Genomic DNA, 14,126 nt, shown 5'->3' with positions numbered 1-14,126 from the left:
TGCCCTCCTATTGTAGGAGGGTAATTTTTTTCTTCACCACAAAAGTCGAATTACAGCCATACTCACAATACCGACAACGACGGTAGCCAGCAGGTTTTTGCTCCACAAGGCGGTCACTAGCGTAGGAAAGACAGCCATAAGCACTTGTCCATTAAGAGTGACTGAGGTTTCGGTTCGAACGAGCAGATTTTCCATCACGAGGGCCGTGAATATGCAGATGGGAATATAGGAAAGCCATTGTAGCACTGGCTTGGGTAGCGCCAGCCTTTGCAGCACGACAAAGGGAATGATCCTTGGAATCGCCGTGACAAGCATGGCACCGATTATGATATACAGGACATTGGGATTAATGTTCATTTGTCAGTTAACACTCCAATCGTTGCGGTGATCATGGTCGCTACAATGACGGCGATATGTGATGGTACCCACCAGGACAATAGGTACATCAGAACAGCCATACACAGCACAAGCAGCAGACGATGCTTGAGTTTGGAGGTCTGGACACTTTGGAGTTGGGAAATGAGCAGGGCAAGAAACATCGCTGGCAAGGCAAAGTCCAGACCAAAAGCCTCCGGCCGGGAAATCCAGTTCCCGAGAACCCCTCCCGCTACACAGGATGCAATCCAGGCGAGATAAGCTGTAATATTAAGCCCGTTCATCCAGCGGTCACTGACCTGCCCGCCTTTAGCCAATTTATCCGACGCTACTCCAAAGGATTCGTCCGTCAAAAGAACACCGATGCCTATGTTTTTCCACAATGAATATTTAGAAAAGTAAGGAGCCAGCGACGCACTTAACAGCAGATGACGAGCATTCACAATGAAAGTCGTTAAAATAATGACGGATGGAGGACTGGCTGCAGCCAGCATCGAGCACATGATAAACTGGGAGGCTCCTGCGTATACAAGCGCCGACATGAAGGCAATTTCCATGGTGCTAACCCCTGATGAAGCGCCCACAATGCCTGCCGCGAACCCAATACATACATAACCGAGCAATGTAGGAATACAATCTTTAACCCCTTGTAAAAAGCTGAGTGAATCGTGCTTCGTTCCGCTCAACTCCGAAGCTATGGACATTTTAACCTTACCCCCAGTGTATAAATTTTATAATAGTATATAACGTAAGTTGTAAAGTATCAATATATTATACGTTTGTATGTTATGTTGAATAGTTCCTACAGGAGAATTGCTCTTAAAAAGCTGTTTTACTGTTGACAACCCAATGAAGGCTATGTATTTACCAAAAAGGTTCGGTCGTGTTCCGGTTCCAGACGATTTGGCAGCAGCCAGTCATCCAAAAGCGGTGTTCAAATGTACTCCCGATGAGCTCTTCGAAATGGCAAACGGGCAAGAACTGATGATGAATCAAAGCAGCTCGGATGTGTTCATATAAGGGCTGTTTTGACTGAATGGGGAACTCGTAAAAAAAGGGCGTCCCAGTCAGTTCATGACTTATGGGGCAACCCTAAGGTGGTGATTTATATAAGCTCCTGCCGCTTTTTCAGATATCCGTAGAGAATAATTCCCGAGATCGCGCAGATGGCTGCGCATAGACCGATAACTCCATATCCCGCCTGAAGTCCGCGCAGTATGCCAAGCTCAGTGGTTGCGCCGTAGACTATCTTGACCCCTTCGATTACCCAGCCGATCACATAGTTGCCAATGACACTACCTATGCCCATCAGCGTGACGACGAACGTAATAGCTGTATCACTGTCCTTCGGATATCTCCTTGCTATGAACGCCATCACGGTCGGATAGATCATTGCAATACCTGCACCTGATACGGCAAAGAGAAACGCCAGTCTCTCTCCACCCGCGATTGCTGCGAACGTACATATCGCTGAGAAGGCGGAGAATAGAATCGTCGAAAGCACGAACCCCATCCGGTCTGTGAGTGGACCAAGCAATAGGCGCCCCAACGAGAAGGTAAGAAAGAACGCTGAGAGCATGCTGGACGCCTCCACCGTGCTCCATGAATACGCTTTCTCTAAAAAGTTGACCAGCCAGCCCCCAACTGCGAGCTCAGAGACTACTCCAAACGACAGGATCATTACCATCATCCAGAGTGCTGGATCGCGGGTTAGCGTCTTGAGTGAGGTTCGATCCTCATGCTGCAAATCGTCTCCCGGGAAGGTGCTGAGCAGTGCGGCCACAATCGGCAGCAAGCAGAGCGACAACATAGCCAGATACATCCCCCGCCAGTCCAGCATATGTCCAAATACCGTCAGTGACATGACTCCCGTCGCCAGCAAAGGGGCGACTGTTGAGCTGAGCCCATAGAAAAAGTGGGACAAATTCATCATCGTGCCGGTATTTTTCACAAAAATCCTCGCCCCCAAAATTGCGAGCGCAATCTCCAGCATGCCGTTCCCGATATACATCAAGAAGTAGGACGAGGCGAAGAACGGATACGTGTGCGACAGATAGATGAACACTCCCGAGATGATCATGGAAGCAAAGGAAATGATGCTGACCGCCTTGATTCCCCACTTACGGACAAGGACAGCGGTGAACGAGCAGGCAATCAAATAACCAAGTGCGTTTAGAGACAACAATGTTCCGAGCTGCTGTTCATCCAGATTGAAGTCGAATTGGATGCGTGGAATGGCAGGGCCTTTAATATTTTCCGAGATGCCAAATACAATAAAGCCAATAAAAATTGTCGCCAGCTGCATCGTATACATGTGGCGGGACTTGCGGGTTTGCAGATTCAAATTTAGTCCCTCCTAGATAGCCAAACTTGATTTTCTCACCTGTTGGGTGTTCAGGGACGGAAAAGTCATAGGATAGCAGCCCTCCTTCAGGATATTACAATAGTTTTGAAAAAAGTTTTAATAAGTGAAAAGTTTAAGGACATTTATATTCAATGTCAAATGTTTTTATTGCATGTTGAAGTAAGCGAGGAACCTGACCATATTACAATTACAGTAAATTGTAGCATGTCTACTTCCCGTTTAAGCTTTGTATTACCTTGATCGGCTACACTTAATTTACTGTGGATAATAAGTCATGCATCCAAAATTGCAAAAGATAAATGATATTTTACGATACAGTCTATATATAGCGAACACACAGTCTTTTGTGTATTCTTCTTATATAGACTTTTGGATACAAGGAGGCATCGTCCGTGGATTCAATGCAGCATATTATTGGCTCTAATTTGGCTCAAATCAGGAAGACTAGAGGATTAAGTTTGGATAAGGTGGCTGAACTGACAGGGGTCAGCAAAGGGATGCTGGCTCAGATTGAGAAGGGGAAATCCAATCCTACGGTAACAACCCTTTGGAAAATTGCGAACGGTTTGCATGTATCCTTCTCCACCTTTCTCAAAGAAGATCCGCCGCAAATCACGAAGATTCGGAGGGAAGACCTGCATCCGGTTATTGATGAGGACGGTAACTATTTTGTTTACCCTGTATTCCCGTATCACGCTGAAAAGAAGTTTGAGGTGTTCACGGTAAGTCTGAAGCCAGGTTTTACACACCAGGCAGAGAAGCATTTGGGGGAGGAAACGATTCTCATGATCCGTGGGGAAATGTACTTTGAAATGCAGGGGCAACAGCTCAAGCTGAGTGCAGGGGATGCCGTGCAATTTCAAGTATCTGACATACATACCTACCGAAATGATTCGGATGAGGATGCCGATTTTTATGTATTGATTTATTATGCGGATTAGTGGGATGATTAGCATAGTCTAAAACAGGCTTCCACATCATGATTTTGCAAAATCCTGAGATATAAAAAGAGAGCAACGAGGAAAAGAGAGGAAAGAATCCATGGAAAGCAAGTACATCCGAGAAACCTACTGCTTCAAGACGTCCCGAGTATTTCCCAACGATATCAACAATCATAACACGCTCTTCGGCGGCCGATTAATGTCGTATATCGACGATATCGCATCTATTGCAGCTGCTAAGCTGTGTCGTACGAACACAGTTACAGCCTCTACGGATTCGGTGGATTTTTTGCTACCTATCCATCCGAGTGATTCTGTCACGCTAGAAGCGTTCGTAACCTGGACAGGCCGTAGCTCGATGGAGGTGTTCGTAAAGGTAATTCGTGAAGGACTGATGACTGGCGACCGGAAAATCGCAGCCACCGCCTTCCTGACCTTTGTGGCATTGGACGAGAACAACCGTAAAGTGACCGTCCCGCAGGTGATTCCAGAAACAGAAGAGCAGTTACAATTGCACCAGACGGCTCCATCACGCGCAGCCATACGGCGTCAGCGGAGAGAAGAAAGTAAGCAGCTGGCTAGTTTTTTGACAACAGATTATCCGTGGGAACTGTAACGTACTAGAGATTATCAATTTCATCGTTTTACGTAAAAAGGAGCCGTCTTTTCCGTTAGCAGTCACCATGATCTGCTCGGAATACGGCTCCTTTTGAAAATAACTTGAGCTATTCTACCTTAACTACACGGAAATGCTGATTCGTTCCACCATTATCGCCCCATTGAATGGCTTTGGCTCCATCGGCGGTGGCGCCTTCAGAAATATCGATCAGCTTGCCGGTTGCCCGATTTTTCAGCTTGTAATAACCACCGGTTACGGATACTAATTGCCAATGCTGACTGGACCAGCCTCCGTCACTCCACTGCTCAATAACTGTACCGTCTGTTGTGGTACCGCTTTCAACACCAATTAGCTTTCCGCTGTTGCGGTTCACAATTTTATAATATCCGCTGCCTGCATCCTTGAGCTGCCATTGCTGGTTTGCTGCTCCGGAATTTGCACGCTGCTCCAGGTCTGCACCGTCCGTCGTTGCATTGCCAATAATGCTTAGTGGCTTATTGCTCTTGCGATTCACTAGCTGATAATAGGCATCCGGATCAATGGCAATTGGCGTTGTTATCCCCTCGACCGCACCACTGGCGGTGTCAATATTAATGCTGTCGAACCAATCCATGGCTAATGAAGTCGCTGTTGGAAAACGCAGTGGCAGCCATACATATTGAGAATCCTGCACAGGACCGCTCCACGCACCCGCCCAACGGTCGCCCAAATACAGGTATGAAGTTGTCTGGGCACCTTCAACAGGAATCACGTAAGCCGACTGTGAACCATATGTCGTACCGTCCCCGAAGTTTATCGTATTACTCCAGGTTCCTTCAATGCTGGATGCGGTAGCATACTTGGCTTGATTGGGATTCCAGCCGGTTGCCCCGGATGTAATCAGGAAGTAGACGTCTCCTTTTTTGAACATCGCCGGAGCTTCACGATATTGTCCTGGCCAAAGTGTAGTCACCAGCGATTCAACTTGCAGAAAATCCGGTGTCAGACGATAGATGTTCAGATCCGCGTTTACCCGGGTAGCCGAAATGAGGTAAGCTGTACCGTTATCGTTGTATACGGTCATATCGCGCGAATCGTGATCCAGAGGACGGAAGCTGCCCTGATACGTGTAATCGCCGTCCACGGTATCGGAAGAAGCGACAGCCACTCGGGCCTCGTTGTAATTAACCCCATTCTCCTTATGCATCCATAATACGTATTTACGTGTTTTTTCATTGTAAATCACTTTCGGACGTTCAATATTCGAAACATTCAGCTCTACAGCGGAGCTGCTGGTCAGTACGTTTTTACGAAACTCCCAGTTTTTTAAATCAGAGGAACGGTAGGCGGATACCGCCTTGAATGTGCCGTTGGGATTACGATTTTCACCAAACCAATAATAGTAACCATCTACTTTAATCATACCACCCCCATGGGCATGGACCACGTTTCCATCTGTATCTTTAAACTGAATGCCATTCACAACATTCGCTGAAGCGGCTGAAGCGACCTTAGGTGAAAACATCTGAAAAATGCTCAACGTCAGCAAAATAGAGAGCATAATACACAGCAAGCGGGCAAAATCATATTTCATTGTTTCGTCCTCCTCTGTATGCGTTATTTTAAAGCGCTTTCATTAATGGGCTCTATGAAGTAGTTTTAATAGAGATGCTTATCCCAATTGTATCCATATTGAATTGAAAGTGCTAGAGTAGTATATTGACCATGTACACGGCACACGCCATCCATATCTAACAGACTTCAATCGAACGGTGAGTGTTACAAACTGGCTGATATTCATTAGATATACAGGAGGCAACCATGAAAATATACGCGATTGATACGAGCAAGCCGGAAGCTGAGGAGCATTACGAATTACTGGTAAATTGGGTTTCGCTGGAAAAGCAGCACAAGTTAGATCGTTTTTTACATCGGGAAGATGCTTTGAGGGGCTTATATGCCGATGTGCTGCTAAGATGGTTGGCCTGCCGGCAATTGAAGGTATCTAATGCTAGTCTTCAATTTACATACAATGCATTCGGTAAGCCTTCCTTGATAAATGCACCCGCATTCCATTTTAATGTTTCTCACTCGGGAAAATGGGTGGTATGCGCCATTGATGATCACCCGCTTGGAATCGACATTGAACAGCTCCGTCCTATTGATTTTGAGGTAGGCAGAGTGTGCTTTTCAGACACAGAGTATGATGCGTTAATGCGTCAGGACGCAGACAACCGATTGTCCTATTTTTACGATCTATGGACGCTTAAAGAAAGCTTTGTGAAGGCCGAGGGGCAGGGACTAACTCTACCGTTGAAGTCTTTTTCATTCGAGCTGAAGGCACAACCGTTCATAGGCTTCACGACAGAGGGCTTTACCACCGAGTATTGTCATTTTAAGCAGTATGAGCTGGATCAGGATTATAAAATGGCTGTCTGTGCAGCTCATGACCAATTTGCCCAGCAGGTGCAGCAGATAGATATAAATACACTACGCTTGGAAGTGGCGACACAGGCGTAATATGAAGTGGATATGCGTATAGTTGAAAAAAGGAGATGAGTGGCGTTGACATTCGTTTTGTTCAAGCACGGCCGGTTGCATGGGGATTGGGCTTCCAAAGGAGACTCCATCGTTGTACAGCAGGGTCGGATACAAGCCATCGGATATGCTCGGGAGCTTGAATTGCAGTTGACCGGTAAGGAATATGAAACTGTGGATTGGGAAGACGCCTATGTACTGCCAGGCTTAACTGATTCACATATGCATTTGTCTATGCATGGTATGAAGCTGGCTATGCTGGATTTAACATCAGCTACCTCCAAGGAAGAGATGCTGGCTATGCTGCGCAAACGGGTCGCTGTAACACCGCCGGGAGAGTGGATTTTAGGACTTAACTGGAATGAAAATGCGTTTATTCCTGTTGAAATTCCAGGTATAGCCGAGCTGGATGCCATTACAGATCAGCATCCGGTATATCTCACTCGTACGTGCTTTCATACGTTCTTGGCCAATTCAGAGGCATTTCGGCGTGCGGGTATTAGCGAGGACACCCCTGACCCGGCTTCGGGAGCCTATGGACGAGACGCAGATGGACGGTTGAACGGATTGATTTATGAGGAAGCATCCTTTGCCTTTACTAGCGTGCAGCCAGAGCCGGATTATTCGGTTAAGAAGGATACGATTCGGCGGGCTTGCCTGGATGCGCTACGGCTTGGTCTAACTGCTGCGCACACGGAAGATTTACGTTTTTTGGGCAGTGTGGAGACGATGCAGCGAATTTACAGGGAGCTGAGGGAAGAAGGTCTTGCTTTTCGCACACACCAGCTCATCTATCATCCATTTATGGAAGAAGCGAAAGTGCAAGGGCTGCGTGCAGGTACCGGAAATGAGTGGTTTAAAATCGGTGCGATTAAAATGTTTGCCGATGGCGCTATTGGTGGAAGAACGGCATTATTATCAGAACCTTATAGTGATGCTCCACATACCCGCGGAATGGCGATTCAACCGCAGCCAGAGCTGAATCAGATGGTGGCAGCTGCCAGGGCCGCAGGCTTTCCAGTGGCTGTACATGCTATAGGGGATGGGGCAGCGCACATGATTTTGACAGCGATGGAGGCCCATGTGCTCACGGAGGAAAGCGGTTTGCCAGATCGCCTGATCCATGGACAGGTGCTTAGGAGGGGTTTGGTCAAGAGAATGGCGAAGCTGCCGCTGATTGCGGACATCCAGCCCCGTTTTGTCGCAAGTGACTTCCCTTGGGTACTGGATCGGGTTGGGAAAGAACGGACTGAATATTTATATGCCTGGAAAAAACTGCTGGAAGCAGGCATTCCATGTGCTGGAGGTAGTGACGCGCCGATTGAGCCGTTAAACCCTTTTCTTGGTATTCATGCGGCAGTGACTCGCGCCAAGCCGGAAGAAATGCATGAGGGCTATCTTCCCGCTGAAAAGCTGGATGTACATGAAGCCATTCGTCTGTTTACCACAGGAAGCGCAGTAGCAGCCGGGGAAGCTGATGAAAGAGGGGCGATAGCTGAAGGGAAAGCCGCTGACTTTACAGTCATTGACCGTGATGTATCGGAAAGCCCGCAAGCTTTACTTGATGTTAAGGTACGAATGACAGTTGTAAACGGGAAAGTTGCATATCGGTCATAGGCTGGTGCTAAGTACGTATGCAAAAAGCCTTCAACTTCACTTTTTACGTGAAGTTGAAGGCTTTTTATTTTATAAACCACGCTGTATGAATCGGTCTGCGTTTGTCACACTGGACCACAGATCAGAGCTGGCTCCGCCCGGATACCAGTAGGCGAAGCCAGCAAACCCAGCATCCTGCCCCAAGCGATACTTACGAGTGAAGGATCGTCCTTCCTCAAGCCAAAGCTTATGAAGCTGTGTGTCTTTGTAAGACACGGTATACTGCTGAATATCCTCATTCCAGATTGGTTTGGAAACGGAACGGGATACTAGCTGGTTTTGCTGATCTAGTGATATATCAGAGGAAGCGATTGAATGTCCGCTAGCATTAAGAGTCCAGTTCCGTGTAAATAATGGCAACGCCAAGATCGCTTTCTCCGGATAGGTGGTTTGTACGAAACGCCGCACGCTTTCACGGAGCCATGGCAATGAGGACACAGAGCCGGGGATCGAGCTACCTCCCCAATGCTCGTCATATCCCATCAGGATCAGATAGTCTGCCGCAGCGCCAAGCTGTTTATAATCAAAGGCGGCAGTCCAGTCCGTTCCATAATCAGGAGATACACAAATCGCCAGTACCGTATTCTGACTCTTCAACTTAGCTTTTAATTGTTGGACGAACAATGTTAAATTGGCACGATCCTGACCATCTACATTTTCAAAATCAATGACAAGTCCGTTCAAACCGTATACAGATACGGCATTGGCAAGCTGAGTTATAGTTTTATTCCGTAGAACCTCACTGGATAGAATTTGGTGCGTCAGCACCAGATTGGAACGGTTGCCTACCATAGCCCAGATATTTTTATGATGCTGTTTGGCCCAGGTGAGCAGCGACGAATTAGTATAGTCGCTTATACTACCTGTTTCATTTAGAAAAAACCAACGTGGTGACAGGGTGTTGATGTTGGATTGGAGCACCGTATTTTCAAACTGCTGAACGGTTTGATCATATTGCCAGCCTAGTCGGATGGAAGAAGCCGTGGAAGCAGTTTGGTTAGCATGCTTTGTTGAATACGTTAGCAGACGCTCCAGCAATGCCGCTGTTTCTTCGCGGGTTAGAGAGGATGCTGGACGAAAATAGTTACTTTCACCTTTCATAAAGCCGTAACGATTTACGGTGGTTACCGCATCAAGAGCCCAATCTGCAATTTCCCCAGTATCTGTGAAGGAGGAAGTAGCATTTCCTGATCCGCCCGAAGAACGGATGAGACGTGCGATCATCAAGGCCGCTTCTTGACGGGTTATAGGACTATTAGGTTGGAATGTGGCAGACGTTCCCCCCTGAACGATATTGAGTTGAGAAGCCGCTTCAATCCATCCATAGTACCACGTCTTTTGGGCAACATCTCGGTAGGAGGAAACGGCTGCTTGTACAGGCTCCAGACCGAGTGTACGGTCCAGTGCGGTAACCCATTCGGCTCTGGTAACAGCCTTTTTAGGAGAGAAGTAACCAGGTTGTGTACCGTTCAAAATTCCTTTAGCGTGCAGGGAAATAATAGACTGATAGGCATAGCTGTGTGCAATATCTTGGAACGTAGCGCCGGATGATGCTGCTGCTGGAGCAGCTAAGTATGAAGTGAATGTTGTGAATATTGTGATGGCTGCAGTTGCTGAAAGGGTGAGCCTGGTTAACCAACGTGATCGTTTGGAACTCATACCAAATAACCTTCTTTTTTATGATAGATTGTAGATTCATATATCGTTACTCGACGAATAATACTATCAAAAAGAGGAAAGTTATTCATTGCTAAATTGCTGGAAAAACACCAAAAAACCCGCTACCTATGCGGCAACGGGTTTGATATTGGATAAACTATGCTTTTTTGGCATACATAATACCGATAGTCTGTGGACCACAATGACTGGAAATGACACAGCCTGCTGTAGTTAGCAGTACCTCTTGTGCGTTCGTTTCTTCTTTCAAGCGAGCTTGCAACATCAGCGCATCTTCCTCGGCCAAAGCGTGCACGACAATAATGATATCGTTATCCATCTGATCTCGTTGATTCAGAGCGTTTTGCAGCATCTGATCCAGTGCTTTTTCACGTTTGCCGCGGACTTTGTAGGCAGGCGTCATTTTTCCGTCAATCACTTTGATCACCGGACGAATTTTGAGCAGACTGCCAATCAGGTTTTGCATGCCTGAGCATCTTCCGCCTTTATACAGGTATTCAAGTGTATCAATGACAAATTCCGTGTCTATTAACGGCCTGGTTTTTGTCAACATGTCTACAATCTGCTCTATCGTATTGCCGTTGGTTGCCGCACGAGCAGCTTTCATCACAAGCAGGCCAAAGCCGCACGACAAATTCAAGGAATCAAAAACCGTAATGCGACCTTCCGGAAATTCGGAGGCAGCGAGTAGCGCATTCTGGTACGTCGATGATAGTTCGGAAGACAGACTGATATATAAAATGTCGTCCCCTTGTTCTATGTAGGGCGCAAAGGCTTGAATAAAATCCGACGGAGAAGGTGCGGCGGTACGCGGTAAATGTCCCTCGCGGCTTACACGTTGAAATAATTGTTCTGGGTGAATGTTTACACCATCCTGCAATGCCTCATCACCAAATACTGTATACAATGGCACAATACTAATTTCGTACTGTTGACGCCAGTGAGCAGGAATATCACTGGTACTGTCGGCAAAAATTTTAATTTTGTTCATACATTGAATCCTCTCTGTGTGATGCAGAAAAATTATAAAGATTGCACGGAGGAAGGATAGATATCCGCTGTGCTATTCGGAACGGAAAGACCGATGGCAAGAAGTGCAATAAAGCCCACAATAATAAGTGCATTAATGATTAAGCCTGTAATAGCAAAGGTTTTCTTACGGTTTTTTAACGCAATTCCAATGATACCGACCACAAGTCCGCTACAATTCAGCAACAGGCTGCCTAAAAAAATAAAAGGAAGCAGTACCGTTCCGGTTTGCTGCAGAGCGACTTCCGGGTTCATCGTTTGGTATTGGCCGAAATGAGCCAGCAGATTAATAACCATAATAGCCAGAATAATATATCCGATCAGGCTGACAAGCGACATAATAAAAGAAGCAATTCCGGGACCGGAATGTTTGAGCTTGACCGGAGGCTGGAACACAGGAGTTTCTGAAAAAACAGGGTGCTCCTCAGGCGCAGCAGGCTTTTGCAAATTAGGATCTTGGGTACTCATTTTTTCAACTCCTTGAACATAGTCCGAACAGGTACTAATTTTCCACAAAATAAACAAAAAAGCAAGCCACCCTACACATTACCCTTCAAAAGACAGGGTCTAATCATCCAATTCTGTATGCGGTCTGTTCACACACGCTGGCTGGTAAACTTCATACGGTTTCGATAAAATAAGAAGAACATTCGGTTAAAAGGATGAGATGAAAAGGAGTACACAAACATGCAACGAAAATGGATATTTATGGGATCTATAATGATGATGTTGGCGGTAGCCATTGGAGCGTTCGGGGCACATATTGTGAAAGCCCGGATCGACGCGGATGCTTTGGCCGTGTATGAAACAGGTGTGAAATATCATATGATTCACGCTGTCGGTTTGCTGATCATTGCGTTGGCTGCTGGACAGTGGGGTTCTTCCAACCGTTTGAGATGGGCAGCGCGTCTGTTATTAACGGGTATCATTTTGTTTTCCGGCAGCTTGTATGTGCTAAGTTTGACCGGAATCCGTGTGCTGGGGGCTATCACCCCCTTAGGAGGCGTGTGTTTTATTGCAGGATGGATATTGTTGGCATGGGCTGCCATGGGTCTGAAGAAAGAGGATTAGAGTTCTTTTCGGATAATGCAAAAAAAAAGAGAAGGGGCAAGAAAGACGTCATGTTTTTCCTGCCCGTTCTCTTTTTTTTGCTTCGTTTTTTTATGAAGTATTTACATTTACGATGTGATTTCATCGATCTCATTCATTTTAAAGGAGTACACTTGCTTCTCATCTACATGATACACACTCAGCAGGCTATTATCATGATCCAGATTGAGGATGCGGCAAGGGATGCTACGCTGTCCGCCATAGCGGTTCACGATTAACCGTACAAGCGTATTATCTTGTATATAGCGTTTGATCCATTCATACGTACTAAGTTCTTGTTGTGTTGCAGGCTTTGGCTGTACGTGGGATTGTTTGATCTCTTGAACGACTGGCGGCTTGTTCGTAACTGCGGCTGACTTCTTTTTGGAGAACTTTTCCGCAAGCGTAGCAGCTGCGTCAGACGGGTTATTACTGGCTGACTGTTTTTTTAGATACAGTGCAGCTTCGATTAAATTCCCAAGTTCAATACCGGATTGAATCCGGCTATCCGCAATGTGTTCGTTTTGGCTCAAGAGATTAAGCAGGAACTGAAGGGCCTCTACGTTCGAACGGCCTTTAACTAATACATCTACATTAAATAAATAACTGGTTTCGTCTTGATTTGATTCCTTTTTCATACATCCTCCAGCCCAAGCCATGGGTAATTAGTCTTTTATAGTACCTATCAATATATCATTAAAACGTAATCTATCATAGTGCCTAAGGCCCTGTTGTTGGATATTAACAAAAATAAAATCTATATAAAGCCCTATGTGTAAAATTTTAATGGAGTACACCGGAATTGTACATTTTTGCATGTGTACACGAATGAGGTCAGTATGTGAGCACTAGATATAGATAAGCAAAGCCAGAGTTACATATACAGAGAATAAAGGAGGTAGGGGGTGAAATCAAGTAGTTTAAATTTTAAACATGTTACAGTGGGAAAATATAACGAAGCAGTATCATCCATCCAGAAGAAAAGTAAAATCCCCCTTAACGAAAGGGGGATGGGGCATATCAAAAACATGATATATTATAGTAATCGCAATTAAAGTAAATTTTATTTCGATCAAAACGGGATTCGTTGTGATCGAATAAGGTAGTCATGTTCGACTGCCCAACTCACAAGACCACTCCAGAAATCTTCACAGGCTGAAATGATCTTCGCTGGTTCAGCTAAATCTCCGGACATCACCAACTTAACTACATGATCAAATCCTTCTGGACGACTCGGCAGTTCCAGGGCCTCCGGTAGAACCATTGAACCCGTTGAGAAAAGCTTCTGATTGTGCAACCCAACTAACATAGCCCCATATTGGGCAAACTGCATTACCAAGTACGGCAAGTAGGTATGAGGGCCATTTACACGGACATTTCTAAGCTTTCCTATAAACTCGTACATTTCACCTACAAGCACTTCGTTGATGGCATGCCTGAAATCTTCCTTTGTTGGGGATTCGGCAGCTTCCTTTAATATAGAAAAAAAGTTTTTAGGATCATACAGACGAAGTGGGGAAAAGAAGGGTCCATGTGTCAATGGCCAATCGCCCTCAACAGTAGAGGCAATTTTAAGAAGAATGTCTGAACTACAGACGTTCACCTCAGCTTTCCAGGGCCCCGCCGACCATTCATGGCTAAATTCTACGGGGCCGTTTGGTTCACTTAGTACACAAAACATTTCAATGTCCGAGAAAGGGCCGTCAGTACCTTTGGCAACAGATCCATAGATCCCTATAGCCAGAATTTTGTCTCTGTATACTTCATGTAACCTCGCAGCTATTTCGTGGCAAGTCTGAAGTCTCTCACTTCGAGAAATGTTGACAGGTCCATTCATGTCCATTAGTGATCACCCTCT

General features: G+C 45.9%; 15 protein-coding genes. 6 read left to right on the top strand and 9 right to left on the bottom strand.

Annotation, left to right across the window (positions count from 1 at the left end):
- Positions 1-33 precede the first annotated feature (33 nt).
- Complete coding sequence (locus tag MHB54_RS04965; RefSeq protein WP_053325053.1) at positions 34-357, bottom strand: AzlD domain-containing protein; 324 nt, start codon at positions 355-357, stop codon at positions 34-36.
- On the bottom strand, positions 354-1,079 hold the full coding sequence (locus MHB54_RS04960) for an AzlC family ABC transporter permease (RefSeq protein ID WP_028542932.1): 726 nt from the start codon (positions 1,077-1,079) through the stop codon (positions 354-356). Before MHB54_RS04960 ends, MHB54_RS04965 begins: the two co-directional genes overlap by 4 nt.
- A 154-nt stretch (positions 1,080-1,233) precedes the next feature.
- On the opposite strand from MHB54_RS04960, the gene MHB54_RS04955 reads away from it, so the two are divergent.
- Positions 1,234-1,395, top strand: a complete 162-nt coding sequence (locus tag MHB54_RS04955; protein WP_155613661.1) for a hypothetical protein — start codon at positions 1,234-1,236, stop codon at positions 1,393-1,395.
- 85 nt (positions 1,396-1,480) lie between these two features.
- Here the strand turns inward: MHB54_RS04955 and MHB54_RS04950 are convergent, their stop codons facing one another.
- A complete protein-coding gene (locus tag MHB54_RS04950) occupies positions 1,481-2,719 on the bottom strand; it encodes an MFS transporter (RefSeq protein WP_028542931.1) in 1,239 nt (412 codons plus the stop codon).
- Between the two features lie 413 nt (positions 2,720-3,132).
- On the opposite strand from MHB54_RS04950, the gene MHB54_RS04945 reads away from it, so the two are divergent.
- On the top strand, positions 3,133-3,681 hold the full coding sequence (locus MHB54_RS04945) for a helix-turn-helix domain-containing protein (RefSeq protein ID WP_023987843.1): 549 nt from the start codon (positions 3,133-3,135) through the stop codon (positions 3,679-3,681).
- 100 nt (positions 3,682-3,781) lie between these two features.
- Positions 3,782-4,297 (top strand): acyl-CoA thioesterase, encoded by a 516-nt coding sequence (locus MHB54_RS04940; RefSeq protein WP_013309488.1) that lies wholly within the window; start codon positions 3,782-3,784, stop codon positions 4,295-4,297.
- 109 nt (positions 4,298-4,406) lie between these two features.
- Here the strand turns inward: MHB54_RS04940 and MHB54_RS04935 are convergent, their stop codons facing one another.
- On the bottom strand, positions 4,407-5,873 hold the full coding sequence (locus MHB54_RS04935; RefSeq protein WP_023987844.1) for an RICIN domain-containing protein: 1,467 nt from the start codon (positions 5,871-5,873) through the stop codon (positions 4,407-4,409).
- 227 nt (positions 5,874-6,100) lie between these two features.
- On the opposite strand from MHB54_RS04935, the gene MHB54_RS04930 reads away from it, so the two are divergent.
- Positions 6,101-6,799: a 4'-phosphopantetheinyl transferase family protein gene (locus MHB54_RS04930; protein ID WP_023987845.1), complete on the top strand. Its 699-nt coding sequence runs from the start codon at positions 6,101-6,103 to the stop codon at positions 6,797-6,799.
- Positions 6,800-6,844: 45 nt separating this feature from the next.
- Complete coding sequence (locus MHB54_RS04925) at positions 6,845-8,434, top strand: amidohydrolase (protein ID WP_023987846.1); 1,590 nt, start codon at positions 6,845-6,847, stop codon at positions 8,432-8,434.
- A gap of 69 nt (positions 8,435-8,503) precedes the next feature.
- Here MHB54_RS04925 and MHB54_RS04920 read toward each other — a convergent pair whose 3' ends face one another.
- The 3 genes from MHB54_RS04920 to MHB54_RS04910 form a co-directional block, all read right to left on the bottom strand.
- Positions 8,504-10,132, bottom strand: coding sequence for an S-layer homology domain-containing protein (locus tag MHB54_RS04920; protein WP_340981451.1), 1,629 nt, complete (start codon positions 10,130-10,132; stop codon positions 8,504-8,506).
- A 157-nt stretch (positions 10,133-10,289) separates the two neighbouring features.
- Positions 10,290-11,141: a DegV family protein gene (locus MHB54_RS04915; RefSeq protein WP_068940141.1), complete on the bottom strand. Its 852-nt coding sequence runs from the start codon at positions 11,139-11,141 to the stop codon at positions 10,290-10,292.
- Positions 11,142-11,173: 32 nt separating this feature from the next.
- Complete coding sequence (locus MHB54_RS04910) at positions 11,174-11,647, bottom strand: hypothetical protein (protein ID WP_023987849.1); 474 nt, start codon at positions 11,645-11,647, stop codon at positions 11,174-11,176.
- A 219-nt stretch (positions 11,648-11,866) separates the two neighbouring features.
- Between MHB54_RS04910 and MHB54_RS04905 the strand changes: the two genes are divergently transcribed.
- Positions 11,867-12,250 carry a DUF423 domain-containing protein gene (locus MHB54_RS04905; protein ID WP_340981450.1) on the top strand — a complete coding sequence of 128 codons (384 nt, stop codon included), beginning with the start codon at positions 11,867-11,869 and terminating at the stop codon, positions 12,248-12,250.
- 107 nt (positions 12,251-12,357) lie between these two features.
- Here the strand turns inward: MHB54_RS04905 and MHB54_RS04900 are convergent, their stop codons facing one another.
- A complete protein-coding gene (locus tag MHB54_RS04900; RefSeq protein ID WP_023987852.1) occupies positions 12,358-12,906 on the bottom strand; it encodes a hypothetical protein in 549 nt (182 codons plus the stop codon).
- Positions 12,907-13,340: 434 nt separating this feature from the next.
- Positions 13,341-14,111: an ANT(4')-I family aminoglycoside nucleotidyltransferase gene (locus tag MHB54_RS04895; RefSeq protein ID WP_340958469.1), complete on the bottom strand. Its 771-nt coding sequence runs from the start codon at positions 14,109-14,111 to the stop codon at positions 13,341-13,343.
- Positions 14,112-14,126 lie beyond the last annotated feature (15 nt).

It is taken from the genome of Paenibacillus sp. FSL M7-0802, assembly GCF_038004945.1.
In the GTDB taxonomy this organism is placed as follows: Bacteria; Bacillota; Bacilli; order Paenibacillales; family Paenibacillaceae; genus Paenibacillus; species Paenibacillus polymyxa_B.
This window is presented reverse-complemented; position numbering and strand designations above follow the sequence as displayed.

Coding starts and splice junctions, on each gene's coding strand:
- MHB54_RS04965 (WP_053325053.1), bottom strand. CDS start 357: ATGAACATTAATCCCAATGTCCTGTATATCATAATCGGTGCCATGCTT.
- MHB54_RS04960 (WP_028542932.1), bottom strand. CDS start 1,079: ATGTCCATAGCTTCGGAGTTGAGCGGAACGAAGCACGATTCACTCAGC.
- MHB54_RS04955 (WP_155613661.1), top strand. CDS start 1,234: ATGTATTTACCAAAAAGGTTCGGTCGTGTTCCGGTTCCAGACGATTTG.
- MHB54_RS04940 (WP_013309488.1), top strand. CDS start 3,782: ATGGAAAGCAAGTACATCCGAGAAACCTACTGCTTCAAGACGTCCCGA.
- MHB54_RS04935 (WP_023987844.1), bottom strand. CDS start 5,873: ATGAAATATGATTTTGCCCGCTTGCTGTGTATTATGCTCTCTATTTTG.
- MHB54_RS04930 (WP_023987845.1), top strand. CDS start 6,101: ATGAAAATATACGCGATTGATACGAGCAAGCCGGAAGCTGAGGAGCAT.
- MHB54_RS04920 (WP_340981451.1), bottom strand. CDS start 10,132: ATGAGTTCCAAACGATCACGTTGGTTAACCAGGCTCACCCTTTCAGCA.
- MHB54_RS04915 (WP_068940141.1), bottom strand. CDS start 11,141: ATGAACAAAATTAAAATTTTTGCCGACAGTACCAGTGATATTCCTGCT.
- MHB54_RS04910 (WP_023987849.1), bottom strand. CDS start 11,647: ATGAGTACCCAAGATCCTAATTTGCAAAAGCCTGCTGCGCCTGAGGAG.
- MHB54_RS04905 (WP_340981450.1), top strand. CDS start 11,867: ATGCAACGAAAATGGATATTTATGGGATCTATAATGATGATGTTGGCG.
- MHB54_RS04900 (WP_023987852.1), bottom strand. CDS start 12,906: ATGAAAAAGGAATCAAATCAAGACGAAACCAGTTATTTATTTAATGTA.
- MHB54_RS04895 (WP_340958469.1), bottom strand. CDS start 14,111: ATGGACATGAATGGACCTGTCAACATTTCTCGAAGTGAGAGACTTCAG.